The organism is Flavobacterium sp. S87F.05.LMB.W.Kidney.N, from assembly GCF_004366435.1.
Classification (GTDB): Bacteria; Bacteroidota; Bacteroidia; order Flavobacteriales; family Flavobacteriaceae; genus Flavobacterium.
Genome location: NZ_SODX01000009.1, coordinates 48,352 through 73,116, shown reverse-complemented (window position 1 = coordinate 73,116; position 24,765 = coordinate 48,352). Strand labels below are relative to the sequence as shown.

Sequence of the window (24,765 nt, the reverse complement as noted above, 5' to 3'; positions counted from 1 at the left end):
ATGGTACTGCAGTATTGTGGGAGAGTATGTCGCCGCCTTTTTTTCAAAAACCCTGTTTCTGATCGAAACAGGGTTTTTTCGTTTTTATTGGTTTTATTTTTAAACAGCCAATAAAGATTTCTTGATATTCTCATTATTGCAATATTGGCTGTATCTACACTATTATAATCCTTTGTATAATGAAAAGTAAATGCTCTGAAAGATAGAATTATTGAGGAATATAAATGTGAAAAGTGGCTCCTTCCATATGTTTTCCTGTCGCTGTAATTATTCCGTTATGATTGTCTACTATCTTTTTCACAATAGCCAGTCCTATTCCGGTTCCATCGTAATCATCTCTGCTGTGCAGTCTTTGAAAAACACCAAATATTTTCTCGCTGTGCTGGGAATCAAAACCAATCCCATTATCTTTAAAAGCAATGTGGCAGTAGTTTTGCTCGGGCTGTAACTTTTCATTTTCTAATTCCTGTCCAGAAAGCATACGGCTTTTAATTTCAATGGTAAGAGGAATATCTTTCTGTGAAAATTTTAAAGCATTATTGGTTAGGTTTTCCAGCAGTTGTACAAATAAAAATGGGATAATATAAATCTTACCATGTAGTTCAGTTGTAATGACAGCTTTTTTATCCTTGATGTTTTCAGAGAGAGCTTCTTTCACATTTTCGATAATGACACTTAGATCTGTATGTTCATAAATGTGCTCCGTAGTGCTTGCTTGTGAGAATACTAGTAAATCGTTAATTAGATTTCGCATGCGGTTGGCTGCATATAAAATCCTGTCAAATTTTGATTTTCCATCTTCGCTCAAATTCGAATATTCTTTTGTAAGAATCATGTTGGAAAAAGTCTGGATTTTTCGCAGCGGTTCCTGAAGATCATGGCTGGAAATCTGAGTAAATGCATCCAGTTCCGCATTCTTCTGTTTTAATTCTGTCGCATATTTTTCAATAGCTGCATATTGTTGAGCTAATTTTTCGTTAGCTTTTACAATTTTATGATTTAAGGCAGCTGTTTCTTCTTCCTTAAGCTGCAGTTCCTTATTCTTTTTATACAATTCGGTAAAAACTAAAACTTTGGCTTTAAGAATTTCTGAAGAAAGCGGTTTAATCATATAATCTACAGCTCCAGATTGGTATCCTTTGAAAATATAGTCGGAAGTATCCATATTAGCTGTTAGAAAGATAATAGGAACATGCTTAAGTTTATCACTTTGGCGTATGAGCTCGGCTGTTTCAAAACCGTCCATAAGCGGCATCTGCACATCCATGAGGATAATGGCAAAATCTTGGTTTTTTAGGAGTATTCTTAAAGCATCTTTACCTGAAGAAGCTTCTACAAATTCATATCCCTGACCAGCCAGAATGACTTGAAGAGAAAGTAGGTTTTCTTTCTTGTCATCGACTATTAATATTTTTACGGGATGTTTTTCCATGAGGCTTTCCATATTAAAATATTATTTTAGCCATACTCTCATCAGTGAAGACAGCTGTTCCACATTGACAGGTTTAGTAATGTAGTCAGAAGCTCCAGATTCAATACATCGTTGTCTGTCTCCTTTCATGGCTTTAGCAGTGACTGCAATAATAGTCAGATCTTTATGTCTAGGATTTCTGCGAATAATTTTCATAGTTTCATAACCATCAAGTTCGGGCATCATGATATCCATTAGTACAATATCGATAGTTTCGTTTCCGTTTAGTATTTCAACCGCCTCGTGACCACTTTCGGCGCTTATAACATCCAGTCCAAATCGTTCCAGTGCTGTAGTAAGGGCAAAAAGGTTTCGAACATCGTCATCTACCAAAAGTACTTTTTTATTTAGTAGTACATCTTCTTTTAAGTAAAACGTTTCAATACGCTTTTTCATATCTTCAGGCAGTTCTTTATGCACACGATGCATGAAAAGAGCAGTCTGGTCCACAAGCTCATCCATTGAAACAGCACTTTTGGTAATAATACTATGGGCAAAACGGCCGAGTTTACTGCGCTGTTTTTTGCTTAGATCACCAGCTGAATGGACAATAATTGCTGTTTCCTGTCCGCTGATATTGTTTTCAAGATCGCTGATGAGATCTAGTCCGTCTGCATCAGGAAGAACAAGATCTAGTATAATACAGTCGAAAGATTTTGTCTCAATAAGCTCCACTGCCTGTTTCGCTGTCAAAGCAGTATCAATTGAAATATCGTCTCCCTGTACCGCTTTAATTATACGGTCCAGTTCCGCTGGATTGTCATCTACAATAAGCAGGTTTTTTTGTGCATTATTTTTGAAATTCTGAATATCATTAAAAAGTGAGGTTAGAATATCATTTTTTACAGGTTTGACTAGAAAGTTTCTGGCACCTCGTTTGAGTCCTTTGTTTCTTTCATCTTCTCCCGAGATAATATATAGGGGAATGTGGCGCAGGGTAAAATCAGTTTTTAATCTGTCTAGAATTTTCCAGCCGCTGGTATCGGGCATATTAAGATCCATTGTAATGGCATGAGGCTGGAAGTGATTGATATAATCCACCACATCATTACCTCTTGTGGTTACAATGGCTTTGATATTATGCTGATGAGCTCTCTCAAGAAGAATTTTAGCAAAGGTTTCATTATCCTCTGCGATCAGCAGCACTTTGTCTTCTGGTTTGATAGAAGTCCTGTCATCACCAATTTCGTCTGCAAAATACAGATCAGTATCTGATGATTTAAAACTCGAAGATGGAAGTGATTTTAAACGGCTCTTTCCAGCATGAAGCACACTTGTTTCTTCATTGACTGTAATATCTTCGATTTCTGGAATATGGACAAATTTTAAAGGTAGAAATAAAGTGAATTTACTTCCAATGTTGGTGTCACTTTCCAGTTCTATGCTTCCTCCCAGTAGGTCAGAAAGTCCTCGGCTGATTGATAATCCAAGACCTGTTCCTCCATACTTACGGCTTGTAGAACCTTCTGCCTGTTGAAAGGCTTCAAAAATAATATTCTGTTTTTCTTTAGAGATTCCAATTCCAGTATCTGATATTTCAAAAGCTACGACAGCTTCGGCATTATCCAGACTGCTGCTTTTAGTTTTCCAATTATGTTCTGCCTTGTAAATGTTTAGTTTAACAGATCCTTTTTCAGTGAATTTAAAAGAGTTGGATAAAAGATTTTTCAGAATTTGGTTTAAACGTTGTGAATCAGTTTCCATAACTTCAGGAAGATTTTCATCCATTTTGATTTCAAAATTAAGATGTTTGGCCTCTGAAATAGGGTTGAAGGTAGAAGCTACGAAACGGCTTATCTCCTCAAAGCTAATCGGGTTGTAATCCACAGAAATATACCCTGACTCAATTTTAGAAAGATCCAGGATGTCATTAATCAGCTGAATAAGGTCATCTCCGCAAGAGTTAATGGTTTTCGCAAACTGAATTTGTTTTTCGGATAAATTCCCGTCTCGGTTCGCAATTAATTCATTAGCTAGAATCTGTAAACTGTTCAAAGGAGTACGAAGTTCGTGAGACATATTGGCCAAGAACTCGGATTTGTATTTTGAAGTAAGCGTCAGCTGATCGGCTTTTTCCTCAAGCGCTTTACGGGCAACCTCGACCTCTTGGTTTTTAAGTTCCACTTCTTCTTTCTGATTCGCCAATAATATCGCTTTTTCCTCTAATTCTTCGTTGGTATTTTTAAGTACTTCCTGCTGACTTTTAAGCTCGCTGGCAAGTGATTGGGATTGTACCAAGAGCTCTTCAGTTCTTGAATTGGATTCGATGGTATTAATTACAATACCAATACTTTCTGTAAGTCCTTCAAGGAAATCCAAGTGTATCTGGCTGAAGGTATCAAGTGATGCCAATTCAATAACTGCTTTAAGTCTGCCTTCAAAGAGCACTGGAAGAATAATGACGTCTTTAGGTCTGGCATCGCCAAGTCCTGAATTTATTTTAATGTAGTCTTTTGGAACGTTGCTCAGTATTATTCTTTCTTTTTCTACTGCAACCTGACCAATTAGACCTTCTCCCATACCGTATTGAGTAAGGGAATTTTTTCGTTTTATATAGGCGTAAGAAGCAATTAGGTTTAATTTAGAATCCATAAATTCTTCACCTTCTTCTAAAATATAAAATAGACCATGCTGAGCGGTTACCACTGCAGCAAGTTCTGAAAGGATTTTTTTAGTAACTGCATTCAATTCTTTTTGACCCTGAAGCATTTGGGTAAACTTAGCCAAATTCGATTTCAGCCAGTCTTGTTCTTGATTACGTAAAGTAGTTGCTTTAAGATTAAAAATCATCTGATTAATAGTGTCTTTAAGTGCCTCAACTTCACCTTTTGCTTCAACACCAATAGTTCGTGTTAAATCTCCCTGTGTTACTGCCGATGCTACCTCAGAAATCGCACGTACCTGAGTGGTTAGATTCGCCGCTAACTGGTTTACATTTTCTGTTAAGTTTTTCCACGTTCCAGAAGCTCCTGGTACGTTTGCTTGTCCTCCCAGTTTTCCTTCGGCACCAACTTCACGCGCAACTGTTGTTACCTGATCTGAGAATGTGGCAAGCGTATCAATCATTTCGTTGATGGTATCGGTTAACTGTGCAACTTCACCTTTGGCATCAATGGATAATTTTTGTTTTAGATTTCCTTTTGCTACAGATGTTACCACTTTTGCGATTCCACGAACCTGACCTGTTAAGTTAGAAGCCATTACGTTAACCGAATCGGTTAAATCTTTCCATGTTCCCGCAACACCTTTTACTTCAGACTGTCCGCCCAGTTTTCCTTCGGTACCCACCTCACGCGCCACACGCGTAACTTCAGAAGCAAATGAATTTAACTGTTCTACCATCGTATTAAAGGTATTTTTCAAATCTAGAATTTCTCCTTTTACGTCAACGGTAATTTGTTTGGAAAGGTCACCATTTGCAACTGCTTTGGTTACATCGGCAATATTACGCACCTGACCGGTTAAGTTCGATGCCATCTGGTTAACCGAATCCGTTAAATCTTTCCATGTCCCAGCAACACCAGGCACGAATGCTTGTCCACCCAGTTTTCCGTCGGTACCCACCTCACGCGCCACACGAGTTACCTCAGAGGCGAAGGCACGAAGCTGATCCACCATTGTATTTACGGTTTCTTTCAATTGTAGAATTTCTCCACGAACGTCGGCCGTAATCTTTTTCGACATATCTCCGTTGGCTACGGCAATTGTTACTTCGGCAATATTACGAACCTGAGTCGTTAAGTTACCCGCCATCTGGTTCACCGAATCTGTTAAATCCTTCCATGTTCCGGCAACACCTGGTACATTCGCCTGACCTCCCAATTTTCCTTCGGTTCCTACCTCACGAGCCACACGAGTTACCTCAGAAGCAAATTCACGAAGCTGGTCCACCATTGTATTTAAGGTTTCTTTTAGCTGCAAAATTTCTCCACGAACGTCAACAGTAATTTTTCGGGACATATCTCCATTCGCCACTGCAATTGCCACATCGGCAATATTACGTACCTGAGCGGTAAGATTTCCTGCCATTTGGTTAACGGAATCTGTTAAATCTTTCCATGTTCCGGCAACTCCTGGTACGTTTGCTTGTCCTCCCAGTTTTCCTTCGGTTCCTACTTCTCGTGAAACCCTTGTTACCTCCGAAGCAAAGCCTCGAAGCTGATCCACCATGGTATTAATTGTATTTTTTAACTCTAAGATTTCTCCTTTTACATCAACCGTAATCTGAAGCGATAAATCTCCTTTTGCTACGGCTGTTGTTACTTCGGCAATATTACGCACTTGTCCAGTAAGGTTGGATGCCATTTGGTTTACCGAATCCGTTAAATCTTTCCAAGTTCCACCAACACCTTCAACCTGCGCTTGTCCTCCCAGTTTTCCTTCGGTACCAACTTCACGTGCCACACGAGTTACCTCAGAAGCGAAAGAGTTCAGCTGACCCACCATGGTATTAATTGTATTTTTTAACTCTAGGATTTCTCCTTTGGTATCAACCGTAATCTGGCGGGATAAATCTCCTTTTGCTACGGCTGTTGTTACCTCCGCAATATTACGTACTTGTCCGGTTAAGTTGGAAGCCATTTGGTTCACAGAATCAGTCAAATCTTTCCATGTTCCTCCGACACCTTTTACTTTCGCTTGACCGCCTAGTTTTCCTTCTGTACCCACCTCAAGTGCCACACGCGTAACCTCAGAAGAGAAAGAGTTCAGCTGATCCACCATTGTATTAATGGTTTTTTTCAACTCGAGGATTTCTCCCTCGGCTACAGCTGTAATTTTTTTCGAAAGGTCACCATTTGCCACGGCCGTTGTTACCTCTGCAATATTACGAACCTGTCCGGTAAGGTTAGATGCCATCTGGTTCACCGAATCGGTTAAATCTTTCCATGTTCCTCCGACACCTTTTACTTTTGCCTGACCTCCCAGTTTTCCTTCAGAACCTACCTCACGCGCCACACGAGTTACCTCGGCACCAAATGAGTTCAGCTGATCCACCATGGTATTGATGGTGTTTTTTAATTCCAGGATTTCTCCTTCAACGTTTACGGTAATCTTTTTAGATAAATCTCCTTTTGCCACAGCTGTTGTTACCTCGGCAATATTACGCACCTGACCTGTTAAGTTACTTGCCATTTGATTTACCGAGTCGGTCAAATCTTTCCAAACTCCGCCGACCCCTCGTACTTTTGCCTGGCCGCCCAATTTTCCTTCGGAACCTACTTCACGTGCCACACGCGTCACCTCAGAAGAGAAGGAGTTCAGCTGATCCACCATTGTATTAATGGTATCTTTAAGCTCCAGGATTTCTCCTTTTACGTCTACTGTAATTTTTTTAGATAAATCTCCTCTTGCTACGGCCGTTGTTACATCGGCAATATTACGTACCTGTCCGGTTAAGTTGGATGCCATCTGATTTACGGAATCCGTTAAATCTTTCCAAGTTCCGCCGACACCTTTTACTTGTGCTTGTCCGCCCAGTTTTCCTTCGGTTCCTACCTCACGCGCCACACGAGTTACCTCAGAAGAAAAAGAGTTCAGCTGATCTACCATGGTATTGATAGTATTTTTTAATTCTAAGATTTCCCCTTTTACGTCAACGGTAATTTTTTTAGACAAATCTCCTTTTGCTACCGCAGTGGTTACATCTGCAATATTACGTACCTGACCCGTTAAGTTACTCGCCATTTTATTTACAGAGTCTGTCAAATCTTTCCATACACCGCCCACACCGCGTACTTTTGCCTGTCCGCCTAGTTTTCCATCAGTTCCCACCTCACGGGCTACACGGGTAACCTCCATAGAGAATAGGTTCAGCTGTTTTACCATCCCATTTACCTCTTTGGCAATTCTAAGGAATTCTCCTTGAAGTGGATTTCCTTCAATGGATAAAGGCATTTCCTGCGATAAATTTCCTTTTGCAACAGAGGTAATTACGTGTGCAATTTCAATTGTTGGATGCACCAGATCAGAGATCAGTGTATTAACAGAATCCACGCAGGAACTCCACGAACCGCGTGCACCGTCTAGAACGACACGATTCGTTAATTTTCCTTGTTTACCAATGCTTTTTCCAACTTTCTGAAATTCGAATACCATTCGTTCATTCAGATCAATTATTTCATTTAAAGTGTCGCAGATTGATCTTTTGATACCATTTTGATCGGTAGGAAAACGCTGCGAGAAATTACCGTTTTTTACTTTCATCAGAATTTTTAAAAACTCGGCATCGCTTAGCACGGATTCTTCGGACTGATCTTTGATCTTGGCGCTTTTTTTATCAGTTACCACGGGAAGTACAAGCAGTTCTTCGCCGCTGGATTTTTTTGTGACAGGTTTTGATTTTTTCATAATAGACGGTTCTTGGTTTGATTAATTTTTTGGTTTATGGGATGTGTAAAAGGAATGCTTTATACGCTTTCGTCCAATAATATTTTACGCAGATGAAACTGTACAAAAGCATCCATTGAATCAGGTCTTTTGGTATTGTCTGTATAATTGAGAGGCTTTATAATATAGCCTGATATTCCTAAATTTTCTGCATTGATGCGGTCATTACTTTCAGAGGAGGTAGTCATTATAAAAACTTTCAGATCTTTTAATTTTTCATCTCCACGTATGATTTTAAGAAACTCTATTCCATTCATTCTTGGCATATTAATGTCCAAAAGAATTACATCAGGATAAAGAGCTTTACCAGTTTCACCACGTAGAAGATGCAACGCTTCAAGTCCGTTATAAGCGGTATGAAGCTCGTATTGGATTTCTAGTTTTTTTAATGAACGTTCTACAGATATAGTGTCCAGTTCATCATCTTCAATTAGTAAAATGGTGGGTGTTTTCATATTCTTTTATTATTTTTCCAAGTGAAAGTAAATGTTGTTCCTTCTCCCAATCGTGAGTGTACTTGTATGCTTTCTCCCTGATCGTCAATAATTTTTTTCACAATTGCCAGACCAACACCAGTGCTTTCCATTTCATTTTTTTCTCGGAGTGTTTGAAAGATTTCAAATATTTTCTTGTGATATTCGGGATCAATTCCAATTCCATAATCTTTTACGGAAAATTCGTAAACATCTAAAATTGTCAGGCAATCAATTTCAATACGGCCCTCGTTTGGTTTTGAATACTTAACGGCATTGCTGATTAAATTAGAAAATACCTGTTCAAGTTTAAGACGCTCGGTAAAAATTTCAGGCAGGTTACGCAATTCAACAGTAAAATCCCTCGGTACTATGGCTTGAGTGATTTCATTTACAAGTGCATTTGTATCAACTAATTCGGGAGCTGATTTCTGGTTGATGCGGGCATAGTCGAGCAGTCCGTTGATCAAAGCTTCCATGCGTTGAGTTCTTTTAGGTATGATGTTTAAATAATTGCGAAGAGCAGGAGAAATTTCTTCCGACAAGTCTTCTTCAATCCAGGTAATAACATTATAAATCCCACGCAGCGGCGCCTTTAGATCATGAGAAACCACATAAGCAAATTTATTAAGTTCTTCATTTTTGTTTTCTAGTTCCTGAATATTCTTCTCTAATTTTTGGGACATGATATTTAAAGAGGAGGCTAGGGCGCTAAGCTCGTCGTTTTTAGAATCCCGAACTATGGTAAAACGACCTTTTGAAATGGTATCAGCAAGACGCACCATCGAATTAATGCGGTTGGTTATCATAATTACAATATAAGCAGTACTGCATATTCCAGCGAAAATAGTCAGGGACAAGAAAATCAAAGAATATGTTCTTGTCTTATGAAGGGAATGCAGCAGCATTTCACTATGATGTTTTCGAGTTTTATATTCTAACTTGTCAAATCTTTTAAATTTAGCTGTTATAGAATCATTAATATTCTTACCGACATGTTTTCGAAGTTTGGAATCTAACAGTAACTGATAAGTTTCAGGGTTTTCCATTCTGGCGTTTATTATTTCAGCAGTATAGACAAGCCATGCATCATGGAGCACGGCTACTGAGTCCAAAATACGACGCTGTGTTTCATTATCATCAATAAGTTTATGCTGTTGTTTGAAAAATAGCGGTACTTTTTCCAGTCCCTTGTAATAGGGGCGCAGAAAAGTGGTATCATTAGTAAGCAGGTAGCCCCTCAAAGCACTTTGCATTTCCAGTATAGCTCTATGGGTTTTGTTTGAGTTACGGATCACATCTTCTGATTTGGAGAGAAACTGTGAGTTGAGATGCACTTTACGAGATAAGCGGTAATTCGTATATGAATCTGCAACAGAAAGTAGTATGATCAGCGAAAACGCCAGAAGTATTTGTGTTGATAATTTCATTTTCCAACTGTTATAAAGCCCCGTAAATGGTCAGTTTCTTTAACGATAAAAATAGCGGGAAATATGCTGTTTCTGAAAATGAATACATTACCAATCTCAGGTGTAAATTTCTCACGCTGTATAATGGGCTAGAATTTTTTTCATTTCATCAAAGTCACTTGGTTTGGATATATATTCATCAGCCCCATAGTTTCTTGCTTTGCGTTTTATCTCTTCCATCTGTGAAGTAGAAAAAATAATAACTGGGATGTTTTTTATAATTTCCTGCTTTTTTATTTCAATTAAAAACTCAAAACCAGACATAATAGGCATATTCAAATCAAGGAATATTATATCAGGTTTAAGCTCTTTTAGAATCAATTTGTTAAGCGCTTCTACAGGATTATGCATAGAAGTATATCCCGCTTGAGATACTGCCTGGAGCGCTTCCATAAAAAATTCGCAGTCGTCAATATCGTCATCTATCTGCAGTATATTTTTATAATTCATTTTAGTTTGCTGTTAAATTAAAGTGCAATAATTAGGAAGCCTCATTAACCAAAGCTCGATGTGCGAGCCGTTAAAGTATCGGTGAGTTAGAGAAGCATTTTGCATTCGTCTAATCTTCATTTTTAAATTTTGGGACAACCGGATTTAATTATGCTGTTAATTAACAAACAGTAAAAATTTTGAGTAATTTTTTTTCATATTAGATTTTTAGATGTATAGAATTTGGTAACTGAAAAGTAAAATTACGGCAACAATTAAATTTATATAATTTCAACTTCGATTTATATAATTAACATTTTAAATTGTTTTTTAATCAAATTTATACAACTAGTAGGGTGGAATATTTTTATTAAAATCCACTTTATTTAAAGAATTTACCTTGTTGTAAATTAACATCTACATATCTCAAATTATCTCGCTTTGAATGATCAAACTCTACATTAAATCTATGTTAAAAATGTAACGCATTTCGATTTTAGTTTGAACTTTGTATAACTGTTTAATTAATAATAAGATAGTCATGGAAAAGCAAATTATTGAACTGGAAAAAAAATATTGGCAGTGAATGGAAAATCACGATTATAAAACGGTGAAACAACTTACTCATTTTCCCTGTATAATCGCTGGAAATAATGGTGTGCAAAGTGTAAATGAAGATAAGTTTAAAAAGATGTTTGAGTCAGGAGATGGAGATAAAATAAAAGTATTGAATATTTCTGATATTGAAGCGCAGTTACTTACTGAAAATACGGCGATAATAGCTTATTCAATAGAATTAGGAATTGCAGATGACACAAAAAAAAGTTCTATGAAATGTGCCTGCACTTCTACTTGGATTAAAGAAAATAATAACTGGGTTTGTGCTCTACACACCGAAGCTGAACTATTGCAGGAGTAAATTATTCTGTTTTAGGATTCACTATAAAGAAATCACGAATCGTCAAAATCTCGTAATAGTTAGTACGAGATTTTTAATTATGAATAAAGTTGCATTTAAATTTTATTTGGTTTACTGACGTATTTATTTCCCTTAATGAAAAATCTCCACGGGAGTAAGGCATGATCTTGAGCATAAGCTACGCCAACTCTAGGCGATGCTGCAATTTGTTCCTCTTTATAACGGATGCCATGATCTTCAACCCATATTTCATCGTCGCCTAAATCTTTTTTATTAAAAGAGCGATCAATTCCTAAGGCTTTTGCTGCGGAGCCAGGTCCAGCCGAAATAGCGCCTTTTGAAGCAGACATTTTCCGTCTTTCTTCCATAATATCTTTTCCTATCAACGGTTCAATGCCTCGTATTAAAACCGCATGTGGTTCGCCTTCAACAGAACTTACAATATTAAACAAGTGATGAATTCCATAACAGAGATAAACATAAGAAATACCGCCTTGGCTGTAAAGTGTTTCTGTTCTATCAGTTCTTCGTCCGCCATATGCGTGAGAAGCTTTATCGTGTACACCAAAATAGGCTTCTGTTTCAACAATTATTCCAGCAGTTATTTTTCCATCGATTTGAGTAAAAAGTACTTTTCCCAAAAGATCTTTCGCAAGGAAAATAACATCTTGGTTTAGAAAATAAGAAAATGGCAGTTTAATAGGAGTTGTGAAAGATAATTTAGTCATTCTAGGTTTTTCATTTATCATTAAAGAAAGTAAAAATTACGGAGAATTTTTGGATCAAGTATTAAGTAGTATAAAATAATTGTAATTGAATTTTTAAGGATTAGTAAAATATAATGTCTGTCACAGCTACTAATGATGGTTGCTGCAGTTTTTTTAAGTTAAGATTCTGTTTAATAAAGAACTTATGAGACATGAATAAAACGTACCTTTAAGTAAGAAAAAGTTACAGTTATAATATCTCTAATTAAATGGGGAATTATTTTCTGTCAAAAAAATGCGATACATATGAAATTATTTGAAACAGCTATAAAAGAAAATATAGAAACAGAAGAACAAAATAAGAATAATTTTCTTCAGGATGTAATTGCTGGTTTACGGCAGCATCCAAAACATCTCCAGTCAAAATATTTTTATGATCAACGTGGCGACACACTTTTTCAGGAAATTATGAACTTACCTGAATATTATTTGACTCGCTGTGAAATGGATATTTTTGAAAATAAAACTGCTGAAATAGCGGCTGGTATTAATGCAGATCAAACGCCATTTGATTTAATTGAATTAGGAGCCGGCGATGCATCAAAATCAATGCATTTGCTACGATATCTAAAAAATGAACTTACAGATTTTAGATACATGCCTATTGATATATCAGGAAATATACTTTCGGTTTTAGATGAAAAATTGAAGAAAAATATACCAGGCCTAGATATTTTATGTCTTGAAGGAGAATATTTTGACATGTTGCACAAAGCTGCACAACTTTCCTCTCGTAGAAAAGTGATATTGTTTTTAGGAAGTAATATAGGGAATATGGAGTTAGAAGAAGCCTATCGATTTTGTTTTGAACTGAGAAAGAATCTCAATAAAGGAGATATAGTTATGATTGGCTTTGACTTAAAAAAAGAACCTAATACAATTCTTAATGCATACAATGATGCAAAAGGAGTAACAGCTTCCTTTAACCTTAATCTGCTTGAGCGTATTAATAAAGAGCTGAAAGCTGATTTTAAGGTGGATAAATTTGAGCATTATGAAACTTATGATCCTCTTAGCGGCGCGTGCAGAAGTTATCTAATTAGTCTTGAAGATCAGAAGGTTTCTATTGATGACGCTGTATTTCATTTTGCCGAAAATGAGGCAGTTTATATGGAGGTTTCACAGAAATTCTCTACTGAAGATACCGAGAAAATGGCCGCACAGTCGGGATTTACACAGGTTTATAGCATTAAGGATAGCAAGGAGTGGTTTGTCGATGCGTTTTGGAAAGCCGTTTAAAAACAATAATTATGGAACAGACAGCACAAAAAAATGATGCGCTATTAATTTTATCGCAGTACAAAAAAATACGCAGACATTCTGAGACAATATGCCGTCCACTTGAAATAGAGGATTATGTAGTACAGCCTATTGCAGATGTGAGTCCGCCCAAATGGCATTTAGGACATACTACTTGGTTTTTTGAGACCTTTATTCTTATCCCAAATTTTCAAGGATATAAAGAATTCAATCCACAGTACAACTTTGTTTTTAACAGCTATTATGAAACTGTAGGAGCCAGAGTAGTGCGTACAGACCGTGGTAATCTAAGCCGTCCGTCGGTTGCCGATATATATGCATACCGAGCCTATGTCGATGAACAGATGGAAGCTTATTTAAATCACCATAATGATCTTTCAGACGAGCTTTACGCTGTTTTAGAATTAGGTTTGAACCACGAACAGCAGCATCAAGAACTTCTATTAACCGACATTAAATATATTTTAGGGCACAATCCACTTTTTCCTGTCTATAAAGAAATGGAAGAAGTTATTGTAAAAAGAGAAGAATCTCCATTTATTGCGATGCCAGAGGATATTTATGAAATAGGATTTAACGGGACAGGTTTTAGTTTTGATAACGAGTATGGAAGACATAAAAAGTATTTAGAAGCTTTTGAAATTGCGTCATCTCTTGTAACGAATGAGGAATATCTCCAGTTTATGGAAGAGGGTGGTTACGAAAATTTTAAATACTGGCATTCAGAAGGCTGGGACTGGGTTACGCAGCAAAAGGCAAAAGCACCACTTTACTGGCATTCTATTGATGGTAAATGGCAGCACTATACTTTGAGCGGATTGCAGAATATTGATCCACTTGATCTAGTCTGCCATGTGAATTTTTATGAAGCTTCGGCGTTTGCAGCATGGAAGGGTATGAGACTGCCTACAGAAGAGGAGTGGGAAGCATCGTCCAGTCATTTTAATTGGGGTGAAAGATGGGAATGGACGGGAAGCGCCTATCTTCCTTATCCTAGGTATAAGAAAGAAGCAGGTGCGATTGGTGAGTATAACGGTAAATTTATGGTCAATCAGATGGTTTTAAGAGGAGCTTCAATCGCTACTCCACAAGGTCACAGTCGTTCGTCCTATCGTAATTTTTTCCATCCAAAACACCAATGGCAATTTTCAGGAATTCGTCTGGTAAAATAGAAAGTTATTTATAATAATATTTTTTTGGCGAAAACATACAAGCTCGTCAATTTTTACAGCTTTTTACTCACTAACAGTAAAGCTGCAGTTATACCTAATCCTGCAAGCAGTCCTAAACCGAAGTTATGAGTAGTTTTTGACGGAAGTTTTCCATGAACTCGAAGAGGTTCTTTAGAGTTTTCCAAAACATTTCCAGGATTATTTTCCTTAGTGTCGTTAAGCTTCATTTTTAGCCTTACGGCTGCAGATGCTGTATTAATCACAGTTTTTGGAAACAATCGATAAAGGCTTGTTATTGCCGCAGCGGGAAAATCGGGAAACATATCTTTTTTAGGATGCTTTGCTAGTTCTACCATTTTAGCTGCGGTATTACGCGGATCAGAAGCAATAAATGGAATTTGCATATCAAAACCCGAGTATTTTGCTGAATGCAGATTTCCAGTTGAATTTTGTAACTGAGGATATAGATTACAAATGTGGATATTTGAACGGTTTGATATTTCACCTTGGAGACATTCCATCATACCTTTTATTCCAAATTTTGAAGCAGAATACACAGCGCTATAAGGCGCAGGCATAAATCCACCAATAGATATGTTATTAATTAAAATTCCTTCATCTTGATTCTTAAAAATTTTGATGACATTATAAGCCCCATGCATGTATCCGAACAAATTGGTTTTAATGACCTGCTGATGAATTTCTAAAGGAATTTCTTCAAATTTTCCGCTTGCCATCACTCCGGCATTATTTACCCATATATCAATTTTACCATTTATGGCAAGGGCTTCTTTAACGACTTTCTCAACATCTTCAGCAATTGACATGTCTGCACTTACACCAACACACAAAACATTTAAACTTCGGCAATAGTCCACAACTTCATTAATGCCTTTCTGACCTCTGGCAACTGCAATAATATTACAACCCTCTCTTGCGAATGCTTCTGCTGCAGCCCGGCCAACACCACTGCTTGCTCCAGTTATAACTACATTTTTTCCTTTAAGACTGTTTTCAAGTATTTTAATATCTTCCATCATCTTTATTATTTTAAGTTGATAATTATTATTGTCCTATAACATTTATTTAAGTTACTAAAAATAATTTTTGGAGTGTTAAGCTTTAAGAAAACTTTAATTTACAGAAGATTAGTTCTACAGTTATGTTTGAATTGTCTCTTTTTTTATACGACAAGTATTTATTGCTGTTAATAATGTAATCTTCGAATTGTAATTCTATATTATAAAAACCAAGATTTAGCAGAAATTTGTAAATCATTCTTCATTGGATGTATGAGCACTAATCTTTTTCTGTCTGTACGTTCATTCAGAATTTTTTAAAATAAAATTGCTATGGAACAAAATAATCAAAACAAACGTTATCGTCCCTTAAGTGTATCAGGACTGGGCGGAGTGGCAGCGGGAAACGGATTTCATGAAAATCCCGATACTAGTATTACGCAAGCCTTGGAAGAGGCATGGAATAATGGTGTACGTTATTTTGATACTTCACCTTGGTATGGCTTAGGACTTAGTGAACGCCGCTTCGGGCATTTTCTTAGAAATAAAAAACGTGAAGAATTTACTCTCTCCACAAAAGTAGGCCGTTTGCTTACTCCAGACAAAGATTTCAAATTAGAAAATGGTTTGTGGAAAGGAAAGCTTAATTTTTCTTATCGTTACGATTATTCCGCAGAAGGAATTAGAAGAAGTATCGAAGATAGTTTGCAGCGCTTAGGCCTGCCGTATTTAGATATTGTTTATATACACGATCTCTCTCCAGATAACGAAGATATGAAGGAAAACTGGACAAAGTACTTTGATGAAGCCATGAAAGGAGCGATTCCGGAACTAACCAAAATGCGTGAAGAAGGTATTATAAAGGCCTGGGGTTTTGGTGTAAATACTCTTGAACCAGCATTGAAAGCAATTGAGCAGGCAGATCCCGATATTTTCCTTTCAGCAACACAGTATTCCTTAATTAAGCACGAAGAGGCATTAAACAAATTGTTTCCTCTATGTGAAGAAAGAGATATTTCTATAGTTGTAGGTGCTCCGCTAAATGCTGGCTTTCTGGCAGGTGTTGAACGATACGATTATTTGGGAACATTCCCTGACGGTGTAATTGAAAAGAGAAACAGACTGCTTGACTTATCTATAAAACATGACGTTGATCTACGTACAGCTGCGCTTCAGTTTTCTGCAGCACCTAAGGTTGTTTCTGCGGTTATTCCGGGAGCCTGGAATGCAGAACAGGTTTTTGAAAATGCCAATTCTTTCAAGAAATCAATTCCTAAAGCTTTTTGGGAAGAACTTAAACATGAAAAACTGATTGCAGAAAATGCTCCTGTGCCTAATGATAAATAAAATGTAAATTTCCAGAGGGGGGACTTAAGACAATTTTTTTAATGCTGAATAATTTATAGTAAGTATGAAAAGTGCAAACAATACAGAGTCTTAGCTTAGATAGATTTTTGTTTTTATTAATTTTTTTTTGCTGTAATTTTGTGTCATATTTATGCCTCAAAGGTGTAAATCATTATAATAACAAATGACTATACAAGATTTAGCAGGTAAATATTCCATTTCTGGAAGTAATCAAGATGAGAGTAACGAGCTAACCTACAAGGGTATTTTAACCTTGACACTAGATAAAAATAATAGAATTGCAGCGCATTGGCTTATTAACGATTCGCAGATTCAAAAAGGACATGGCTTTTTTAAGGATAATATTTTAGTAATTAATTTTAGTTACAAAGGAGATGATAAGAAAACTTATAAAGGTGTTGCAGTTTATAGATGCATTACCAAAGATGTCTTAAATGGATTTTGGTCGGAAAAACACGGAAATCCGCTATATTTGGGAGCAGAAAATTGTTTAAGAATAGAAAGTACCGAAAGATTAAATTAAATCTCGTAGAAAATCCAAACTAAATGTAGATATTAGATTTTCATTAATCTTTATTTCACACAAGGTAACTGCAAAACATTCGCATTCAACGGCTGTTCTATTTTTCTTTCCAGCTTTTCATCATTTACGGTAATATAAATTTCCATCGAACCAGTTCCCACTTTTAGAGCAAGGATGTGACCTCCGTAAGCATCAAATTTGTCATCGGTTGCAACTCCGTGCATGTGTATAGATGGTTTGTTTTCACTCCAGGCAATAGAACCTGTAATGCTTCCCATTTCTACTTTATTGAAAGTTTTTGGGTGAAATTTCTTTTCTCCAAAATCATAAAAACCAAAAGTAGCATCTTGGGCAAAACCAATTCCTGTAAAATTTGCTGATGGAATTTTTTGTTCTTTTGCCAGATTTTCAATTTGAGAAAGAACATTATCGCCTTCGCGAAGAACCATTAAATAACCATAATTTGTTTTGGTATAACGACATTTTTGAGTGTCATTACTTTGCTGCGCTTGTGATAAATTAAAAGCCAGACAAAAAAAATAGTTCAGTGATAATTCTTTTTATTTGATTTTTCATACTGATAAATTGTAAAGTTAATTCGTATTTGTACGCGTATCTAACTGCATAATTCTATTATAATCTTCGTTATATTTTTCTGGATCTGAAGCTGCATATTCATTTTCTGGTTCTGGAATTACATGAATTTTTGAATCGCTTATAGAGATAACTGCCGAGCAGACATAAATTCCAACTTTTCCTTCGTTGTATTTAAAATCCAACAAAGTTAATTTGACAATATCATTGATTGATAGTTCGTAATAATTTCCGTAACGGATAATCTTAAAATAGATTTGTTTTTCTTCTCCAATTTCAAACTGATTGGTTTGAATATTTTCGAAGATAAAATTGTTCTTCACGTCTTTTTCATTAAATCCCCAAGCTCTAAACTGAACAAAGCCATTCATAAAATCAATCGAAATATAATATCCTGTTCCTTCTTTGTCACATTCAATTACAAAGCCGGTTTTTCCCATTCCTTCAACAGCAAGAGTTCCTTCCCAGACAAAATCGCTTGATGGTTTTTCGAAACCATAAATTTCGTAGCCGCTTCGACAGCCAAAGCGCCATTTATTTTCATTCTCTAAAACAAATTCGGCTGTTGGATTTCCTAAAATAGGCAAAGGATGAGGCAGATCTTTTTGTAGAATGGTCTTTTGATAAAGTTTTTCCCAGTAATAATAGCTTTTTAAAAGAAGTCTTCCGCTTTTATCAATATCTAATTCTTTTGGCGGCGGAATAACACGGTGTGTGTTCACATTTCCGTCAGCGAAATAAAAATTATAGACCAAAAAGTGTTTACCATCTTTTACAACACGTGCGGCATAATTTCCTTGTGGCAGCAATACATTATTATGAAAAGCAAAATATTCGCCTTTAAATTCAGGAGCAGACCAATAACGGACTTTAATATCTTCTCTAATAGATCCTAAAAGATAGTGCATTCCCTTGATTTCGAAAACGCATGGGCATTCCACATCGTCATAAACGTATGGAATATGAAGCGGTTTTTGCAACACATATACGTCTTTTTCTCTCTTGGCAACACCAATGCATCCTCGACGATAAATTGGCCCAGAGGCACTTCGAGCACAAATTAAAAGATAATCTTCACCTTTATACTGATATTTAAAAGGATCTCGAAAACTAATCCATTCTCGCGGATTATTATTTTTTCCTTCATAATGCGGAGCTTCGCTTTTAAATGGAAGTCCATATAAGTTTTCTTTTTTCCAAGTAATTAAATCGGTTGAAATTGCTCGGCCAACTTTCTGTTCAATCCCTTTATCTTGACGTTTTAAGCCAGTATAATACATTTCGTAACCATCACCTTCTGATTTTTTGCTGACATGCATAGTCCATAACATATCATCATCCCATTCTCCAGGATCACCTACAAATAAGGCGTTTTTTACCCTTTTCCACGAAAGACCGTCTTTTGATACTGCATGAGCAATATAATCGTGATTTGGAATAATTAAATGAAATAAATGGTGAATTCCTTTTTCATCTATAAATACATCAACATCTCCAATTTCCCAACTACTAAATCCTGAACCTGAATACATTTTATTACTTATTTAATCTGTTAGTGTAATTATTTTTTGAATACATAGAAATATATGCATTCATTTTTTATCAACTCAATAATATAAAATCTATATTTCTATATGTCTATTGTTTAAGAACCAGCGTGTTATTTAATGATTTTATAATGTTTCAATCCTTCTAAAATCCCTTCAGATGCTGCAGTTTTGGCGACGTAAATGCTTTTTGTTGTTTCGTAATCTGCCAGCTCGGCGCTTCTGTTTCCAACAATAATTCCTTTTACAGGACCTCTAAACATATCTACATCATTTCCTGAATCTCCTGCCGCAATGACATTTGACAACGGAATAGACCACTTACGGCATAGAAACTTGATAGCATTTCCTTTAGAAGCTCTCTTCGGAATAAAATCCAAAAACTGACCGTGACTCGGAATTATATTTACTTTGTACCAGCCCGTTCCTAAAACGCGGATTAGTTCTTCATGATCGTAGTTTTCCTTTTCATAGTAATAAGAAATTTTATAAGGATTCTGAGCTTCTTCTTCCTGTAGTTTGATCCATTTAACAGTTTTCAATCTGTTTACAATGTCATCTCTTTTCCATCTTCCTGCTAAAAATTTTGCCCAGCCTTTGTCAAGAATATAATCTTTGCCGTTGGTATAATAAATTTCGGTCCCAACAGAGCAGATAATAAAGTCGGGGAGAGGAAATTCTTCTTCGTCAATTACTTTTTTGACCAAATCTAAATTTCGTCCAGAAGCCATTGCAAAAGCCATTTTATCCGTACGATTGATAAGATGTTTTTTTAATTCCTTTAAACCAGGATTGGCAAGTTTAGGTTCAATAAGAGTTCCGTCGATATCTGAAACTAACAAATGATCGATTTTTCTTTTTAAACGGCTGATATTAATATTGGGATAATGCTGTTTTTTGATTCCAGCTCCAGAAGAAAGCGATAAATTTTCATTAATCAATTCAACATATTGATTGACGTGGCTTACCCAGCTGTAATGTTTTTGAATATTGATAGCGCCATTATTAGAATAATATTTCCATTGATTTTCATCTGTTAAAATATTTCGAAGCGCTTTTTTAATTTGATTTTCTTCCTGCGGATCTACTAATTCTCCATTTTGGCAGACGGGAATAATTTCTGATGGTCCTCCGTTTTTGGTAACAACCACAGGAAGTCCAGAACTTGCTGATTCAATAACGGTCAAACCGAAATTTTCATGCAAAGCCAAATTCACAAAAACACCTCTTTTTTCTGCGGCATATCGATAGATAATAGAAACTTCATTCTCGACATCATGCTTTTTAGGAATTGCCATTTTTCCGTACAAATCGTATTTATCCATTAGCAGAAGCAAGTCAGTCAAAACATTTTTTTCCGATTCTGGCATTTTGGCTATATCTTTTCGGATACCTGCAAAAATTACCAGATTGGCAATGCTTTGCAGTTCCTTATCTTTTCCGTAAACTTCAATTAAAGTGTTCAAGTTTTTATGACGATCAGGCCTTGAAAGTGCTAGAATAATAGGCTTATGCGGATTGGTAAGAAATTTTGAAATGCTTTCTGAAACCCAGTATTTTCGCTGTATTTCTTCCATATTTTTTTCAGAATCACCTTCTTGAAAATAATACGGAACAAATTTTCTTGTATCTATTCCTGGAGAAATCGCATGGTATTTTCCTAATTCGAAATTTTTGTAAGCTTTATAAGTTTCAATTTCCTGTTCGGTTGAAGTAACAATAAATTCGGAAAGTTCTAAGGTTCTTTCTTCAGCCGCCATTCTTGCTTTAAATTTGAATTTCTTTTCAAGATCTTCCTCAATTTGTCCGCTTTCTAATAATTTTTTCTTTTTGTAGAAACCTAATGAATGTCCTGTATGAGCAAAAGGAATATTTAAAATTGCTGATAATTCTGCAGCAGCATATCCGGCATCGGCATAATGAGAATGCAGCCAGTCGGGAAAAATGTTGTACTGTTTAATATGTTGTACAACGCCATTTACAAAAGTGTCCAAACCTTCCCAAAGCTGTTCTTTTGCCTTGTATTTTTTTCCTAAAAACGGAATTCGTCTGATGTCTAATTTTTCATTGATAATTTCAACTGGAACTGCGTATTCGGGAGAAAGAGATGGATCGTCAATTAATCTTGTAAAAAGGTGAACGTGTTCTACGTCTTCGTGTTGTGATAAAAATTCTGCTAATTCGTAAATGTATTTAGTTTGTCCTCCATTATCGGCATCTCGTCCTATTTCAAGACCAGAACCTTTTAGGAGTCCGTGAATATTTATAAGAGAAATTCGTAATTTTTTCATCATTCTTCATTATTGTTTGAATCGCCAAGTTACTATGCTCATGCTGATTTAGTAGAAATAATTACAGTTTTAATTTACATATTTCCCATGTTTTCCGTGCATTTTCTAATGTTATAACTATAAAAAAGCCCGATATTGAGATATCGGGCTTATATTAATAAATTTTAATTTAGTGCTAATTTTTATTTATTAAATCGTCAATAGCCACTAAAGGAATTTCAGGGTTTGCACCATCCGATCCTGCTACTAAGGCTCCTGTAGCACAAGCAAAATTTAAAGCTACCTGCGGTTCTTTGCCAGTTAAAAGAGAAGTCACTAGAGCGCCTAAGAAAGAATCTCCAGCACCAACAGTGTCGGCCACTTTAATGGTATAACCAGAATTTGAATAAAGATTTTTGTCCCATAGCAATAATGCTCCGTCTTTACCTTTCGTTACACATATTGCTTTTGCATTAGTTAAAGAACAGATAAAATTCATGTTTTCTTCTAAAGTATGAAAAGGAGAATTTAAAGCCTGGCTGATTTCTGTTATTTCTTCATCATTAAACTTTATAAAATCAGCAGACTGCATTAATTGTTGTAGAATCTCATATGTATAATGAGGCTTTCTTAAATTAACATCAAAAACTTTATAAGCATTCGTAATTAATAATTCTTCAAGTGCTTGTCTGGATACCTCATCTCTGCAAACTAAACTTCCGTAGATTAAAACGTCTGCCTCTTGAACAGATTTTCTAGCTGTATCATTTGGAATAATTTTATCCCAAGCAGATGGATATAGAATTTCATAAGTTGCAGATTTACTTTCGTCTAAAGTTACATTTACCAATCCTGTTGGAAAATCGTCTGATGTTAAAATCGTATCTGTATCTAATCCCAGTCGTTTTACCTCAGCAATAATCGCTTCTCCATCCATATCGTTGCCGACACAGCTTATCATATTTACATCAGCTCCTAATGATTTCATTCGAAGTGCAACATTAAGCGGAGCGCCACCGATTTTTTTTTCATTTCCAAAAATATCCCACAATACTTCTCCAAAAGCTACTGCTTTAAGTTTTTTGTTGTTAATCATTATAAATTATCTTTTTGTATGTATTCAAGCAATTTTGATTTTGCAATTTTATAAAAATAGTGAAGATAGGTGGTATATGCAACTCAATTCTTGATTGATGTCTTTGAATTTTTGGATTGTTAACTAAAATTCAGTTTATTCAAAAATTTTAGTTTAAGCCATTGCTAATAAGTTACTGTCTTGAAAATTTTTAAATCCTTAATTTTTTAAGTCATTATTTCCTTTATAAGAAACAATCAACAAAAGTTAAATTTTTACGGAAAGCCGTAAAAAAATACCAAATTATTAAATTATTTTGGCAGCATAATTTACATAACCCCAAATTATATAAAAATGCTTATGCGGAAACTTTACCTACTGTTACTTTTTTTTGTGTCTTTTATTATCCATTCTCAAGATATACTTTGGGAAAAATCCTATGGAGGCACACATGCTGATTACCTTTTTGATGCCCAGCCAACAGCCGATTATGGCTTTATTTTGGCTGGAAGTTCACTTTCTAATAAAACGGGAAATAAGGCAGAAGACAATCATGGAGATTTAGATTATTGGATCTGGAAGATGACCGAAAAGGGAGAACTGGACTGGCAGAAAAGTTTTGGCGGTTCCGGTTTTGATATGCTTCAAAGTATCAAAAATACCAGTGACGGCGGATTTATTCTTGCAGGAACTTCAAGCTCAGCTAAGAGTTTTCAAAAGAAAGAAAATTGTAAAGGTCTTTCCGATTTTTGGGTAATTAAACTTAATGCAGCGGGAGACGAGCAGTGGCAGAGAACAATTGGAGGAAATGGTCAGGAAGAATTACTCTGTGCCTTTCAAACCAAGGATGGAGGTTATATCCTTGGAGGTTCTTCCAGCTCAAGTCCGAATTCTATCTCAACTTCAAAATTTGACGAAAAATCCTTAATAACCGATCCTTATGCTAAGTCAGAAAAAAGCAGAGGAAATATGGATTATTGGATCGTTAAATTAGATAAGCAAGGTGTTATAGAATGGCAGAAAACCTATGGCGGTCAATATGCAGATTTATTAAGGAGTATGGAGCAGACTTCGGATAACGGTTATATTCTGGCAGGTTATTCGAATTCACCTATTTCAGGCGATAAAACAGAAGGAAATAAAGGAGCTGGTGATTATTGGGTTTTAAAGCTTAATGATACAGGAGAAATTCAATGGCAGAAGACCTATGGCGCAGATGGAGATGACCAGCCGTATGTAATACACCAGACTAAAGACGGCGGTTATATTGTTGGCGGAAACTCAAACAGTTCTAGTGCATTGAGTAGTCAAGGTGGCATCGTCGGAAATGGAACTGATTATTGGATTTTAAAGCTGGATGAAGAAGGAGAGGTTGTCTGGAGTAAAACATTTGATTTTGGAAAAGTTGATATTTTAACATCGCTGGTTGAAAACAATGATGGCACTTATTTAATCGGCGGTCATGCACGTAATTCTGGCCCAAGATCAGGGGGCGGGTTAATGTCAAAAGCAGCAAGTTTGATTGCTAAAGAAAAAGATGGTATTAACGATTATATAGCTTTAAAAATTAACGATCAAGGAGAAGAAATTTGGAGTAAGACTGTTGGAAGCGGTGGAGAAGATATTCTTAGAAAGTTAATAGAAACTCGTGACGGCGGTTATCTGATGGCTGGTACATCTAATTCTGGTTCATCAAAAGATAAAAATTCCAATATCGGCTCTAATGACTTCTGGGTTGTAAAATTAAAGGACAAAGCCAAGGTAGAAAAAGTTAAAGCAAGCATTGAAGCTATCCCGAATCCAGTTTCAACTTATACCAATGTGATTATCGGCTATGATTTTAATAAAGGAACAGCAAGTGTTGTGGATATGTTAGGCCGCACACTACAGAATTTTGAAATCTCCAGTAGAACGGTTCCAGTTGACTTAAGTTACTATGCTGAAGGAATCTACATTATTAAAATCCAGACCGATGTTAAAACCGAATCGGTTAAAGTAATTAAAAGAATAACAGGTAAATAA

General features: G+C 36.0%; 17 protein-coding genes. 6 read left to right on the top strand and 11 right to left on the bottom strand.

Annotated features, from left to right (window positions below; translation table 11 throughout):
- Window positions 1-208 precede the first annotated feature (208 nt).
- The 5 genes from EDB96_RS20945 to EDB96_RS20925 all read right to left on the bottom strand — a co-directional run bounded on the left by EDB96_RS20945 (window position 209) and on the right by EDB96_RS20925 (window position 10,250).
- The gene (locus tag EDB96_RS20945; protein WP_134142912.1) at window positions 209-1,444 is read right to left on the bottom strand and encodes a sensor histidine kinase; all 1,236 of its coding nucleotides are present in this window, start codon (window positions 1,442-1,444) and stop codon (window positions 209-211) included.
- A 9-nt stretch (window positions 1,445-1,453) separates the two neighbouring features.
- Window positions 1,454-7,819, bottom strand: a complete 6,366-nt coding sequence (locus EDB96_RS20940; protein WP_134142911.1) for a HAMP domain-containing protein — start codon at window positions 7,817-7,819, stop codon at window positions 1,454-1,456.
- Window positions 7,820-7,878: 59 nt separating this feature from the next.
- A complete protein-coding gene (locus EDB96_RS20935) occupies window positions 7,879-8,313 on the bottom strand; it encodes a response regulator (protein ID WP_134142910.1) in 435 nt (144 codons plus the stop codon).
- Entirely contained in the window at window positions 8,310-9,761 is a 1,452-nt protein-coding gene (locus EDB96_RS20930) for a sensor histidine kinase (RefSeq protein WP_134142908.1), read from the bottom strand. Before EDB96_RS20930 ends, EDB96_RS20935 begins: the two co-directional genes overlap by 4 nt.
- A 111-nt stretch (window positions 9,762-9,872) precedes the next feature.
- Entirely contained in the window at window positions 9,873-10,250 is a 378-nt protein-coding gene (locus tag EDB96_RS20925; protein ID WP_057114997.1) for a response regulator, read from the bottom strand.
- 565 nt (window positions 10,251-10,815) lie between these two features.
- Between EDB96_RS20925 and EDB96_RS20920 the strand changes: the two genes are divergently transcribed.
- The gene (locus EDB96_RS20920) at window positions 10,816-11,148 is read left to right on the top strand and encodes a DUF4440 domain-containing protein (protein ID WP_243839395.1); all 333 of its coding nucleotides are present in this window, start codon (window positions 10,816-10,818) and stop codon (window positions 11,146-11,148) included.
- Window positions 11,149-11,243: 95 nt separating this feature from the next.
- Here the strand turns inward: EDB96_RS20920 and EDB96_RS20915 are convergent, their stop codons facing one another.
- Window positions 11,244-11,876: a DNA-3-methyladenine glycosylase gene (locus tag EDB96_RS20915; RefSeq protein ID WP_243839394.1), complete on the bottom strand. Its 633-nt coding sequence runs from the start codon at window positions 11,874-11,876 to the stop codon at window positions 11,244-11,246.
- Between the two features lie 285 nt (window positions 11,877-12,161).
- On the opposite strand from EDB96_RS20915, the gene egtD reads away from it, so the two are divergent.
- Window positions 12,162-13,154: an L-histidine N(alpha)-methyltransferase gene (gene egtD, locus EDB96_RS20910; RefSeq protein WP_134142907.1), complete on the top strand. Its 993-nt coding sequence runs from the start codon at window positions 12,162-12,164 to the stop codon at window positions 13,152-13,154.
- 11 nt (window positions 13,155-13,165) lie between these two features.
- On the top strand, window positions 13,166-14,347 hold the full coding sequence (egtB, locus tag EDB96_RS20905; RefSeq protein WP_134142906.1) for an ergothioneine biosynthesis protein EgtB: 1,182 nt from the start codon (window positions 13,166-13,168) through the stop codon (window positions 14,345-14,347).
- 53 nt (window positions 14,348-14,400) lie between these two features.
- On the opposite strand, the gene EDB96_RS20900 is transcribed toward egtB, so the two are convergent.
- On the bottom strand, window positions 14,401-15,387 hold the full coding sequence (locus tag EDB96_RS20900; RefSeq protein ID WP_243839393.1) for an SDR family NAD(P)-dependent oxidoreductase: 987 nt from the start codon (window positions 15,385-15,387) through the stop codon (window positions 14,401-14,403).
- Between the two features lie 312 nt (window positions 15,388-15,699).
- On the opposite strand from EDB96_RS20900, the gene EDB96_RS20895 reads away from it, so the two are divergent.
- Window positions 15,700-16,713 carry an aldo/keto reductase gene (locus EDB96_RS20895; RefSeq protein WP_134142905.1) on the top strand — a complete coding sequence of 338 codons (1,014 nt, stop codon included), beginning with the start codon at window positions 15,700-15,702 and terminating at the stop codon, window positions 16,711-16,713.
- Between the two features lie 184 nt (window positions 16,714-16,897).
- Window positions 16,898-17,257 (top strand): hypothetical protein, encoded by a 360-nt coding sequence (locus tag EDB96_RS20890; protein WP_134142904.1) that lies wholly within the window; start codon window positions 16,898-16,900, stop codon window positions 17,255-17,257.
- Between the two features lie 50 nt (window positions 17,258-17,307).
- Here the strand turns inward: EDB96_RS20890 and EDB96_RS20885 are convergent, their stop codons facing one another.
- The 4 genes from EDB96_RS20885 to EDB96_RS20870 all read right to left on the bottom strand — a co-directional run bounded on the left by EDB96_RS20885 (window position 17,308) and on the right by EDB96_RS20870 (window position 22,764).
- On the bottom strand, window positions 17,308-17,706 hold the full coding sequence (locus EDB96_RS20885) for a PPC domain-containing DNA-binding protein (RefSeq protein ID WP_166669341.1): 399 nt from the start codon (window positions 17,704-17,706) through the stop codon (window positions 17,308-17,310).
- 144 nt (window positions 17,707-17,850) lie between these two features.
- The gene (locus EDB96_RS20880; RefSeq protein ID WP_134142901.1) at window positions 17,851-19,383 is read right to left on the bottom strand and encodes a glycosyl hydrolase family 32; all 1,533 of its coding nucleotides are present in this window, start codon (window positions 19,381-19,383) and stop codon (window positions 17,851-17,853) included.
- 128 nt (window positions 19,384-19,511) lie between these two features.
- Window positions 19,512-21,692 (bottom strand): HAD-IIB family hydrolase, encoded by a 2,181-nt coding sequence (locus EDB96_RS20875; protein ID WP_134142900.1) that lies wholly within the window; start codon window positions 21,690-21,692, stop codon window positions 19,512-19,514.
- 172 nt (window positions 21,693-21,864) lie between these two features.
- Window positions 21,865-22,764, bottom strand: a complete 900-nt coding sequence (locus EDB96_RS20870; RefSeq protein WP_134142899.1) for a carbohydrate kinase family protein — start codon at window positions 22,762-22,764, stop codon at window positions 21,865-21,867.
- A gap of 372 nt (window positions 22,765-23,136) precedes the next feature.
- Between EDB96_RS20870 and EDB96_RS20865 the strand changes: the two genes are divergently transcribed.
- Window positions 23,137-24,765 carry a T9SS type A sorting domain-containing protein gene (locus tag EDB96_RS20865; protein WP_243839392.1) on the top strand — a complete coding sequence of 543 codons (1,629 nt, stop codon included), beginning with the start codon at window positions 23,137-23,139 and terminating at the stop codon, window positions 24,763-24,765.

What these genes read in the sequence shown, in the direction of transcription:
- EDB96_RS20925 (WP_057114997.1), bottom strand. Translation starts at nt 10,250, where the DNA reads ATGAATTATAAAAATATACTGCAGATAGATGACGATATTGACGACTGC.
- EDB96_RS20900 (WP_243839393.1), bottom strand. Translation starts at nt 15,387, where the DNA reads ATGATGGAAGATATTAAAATACTTGAAAACAGTCTTAAAGGAAAAAAT.
- EDB96_RS20920 (WP_243839395.1), top strand. Translation starts at nt 10,816, where the DNA reads ATGGAAAATCACGATTATAAAACGGTGAAACAACTTACTCATTTTCCC.
- EDB96_RS20940 (WP_134142911.1), bottom strand. Translation starts at nt 7,819, where the DNA reads ATGAAAAAATCAAAACCTGTCACAAAAAAATCCAGCGGCGAAGAACTG.
- EDB96_RS20895 (WP_134142905.1), top strand. Translation starts at nt 15,700, where the DNA reads ATGGAACAAAATAATCAAAACAAACGTTATCGTCCCTTAAGTGTATCA.
- egtB (WP_134142906.1), top strand. Translation starts at nt 13,166, where the DNA reads ATGGAACAGACAGCACAAAAAAATGATGCGCTATTAATTTTATCGCAG.
- EDB96_RS20945 (WP_134142912.1), bottom strand. Translation starts at nt 1,444, where the DNA reads ATGGAAAGCCTCATGGAAAAACATCCCGTAAAAATATTAATAGTCGAT.
- egtD (WP_134142907.1), top strand. Translation starts at nt 12,162, where the DNA reads ATGAAATTATTTGAAACAGCTATAAAAGAAAATATAGAAACAGAAGAA.
- EDB96_RS20880 (WP_134142901.1), bottom strand. Translation starts at nt 19,383, where the DNA reads ATGTATTCAGGTTCAGGATTTAGTAGTTGGGAAATTGGAGATGTTGAT.
- EDB96_RS20875 (WP_134142900.1), bottom strand. Translation starts at nt 21,692, where the DNA reads ATGATGAAAAAATTACGAATTTCTCTTATAAATATTCACGGACTCCTA.
- EDB96_RS20890 (WP_134142904.1), top strand. Translation starts at nt 16,898, where the DNA reads ATGACTATACAAGATTTAGCAGGTAAATATTCCATTTCTGGAAGTAAT.
- EDB96_RS20870 (WP_134142899.1), bottom strand. Translation starts at nt 22,764, where the DNA reads ATGATTAACAACAAAAAACTTAAAGCAGTAGCTTTTGGAGAAGTATTG.
- EDB96_RS20885 (WP_166669341.1), bottom strand. Translation starts at nt 17,706, where the DNA reads ATGGTTCTTCGCGAAGGCGATAATGTTCTTTCTCAAATTGAAAATCTG.
- EDB96_RS20915 (WP_243839394.1), bottom strand. Translation starts at nt 11,876, where the DNA reads ATGACTAAATTATCTTTCACAACTCCTATTAAACTGCCATTTTCTTAT.
- EDB96_RS20935 (WP_134142910.1), bottom strand. Translation starts at nt 8,313, where the DNA reads ATGAAAACACCCACCATTTTACTAATTGAAGATGATGAACTGGACACT.
- EDB96_RS20930 (WP_134142908.1), bottom strand. Translation starts at nt 9,761, where the DNA reads ATGAAATTATCAACACAAATACTTCTGGCGTTTTCGCTGATCATACTA.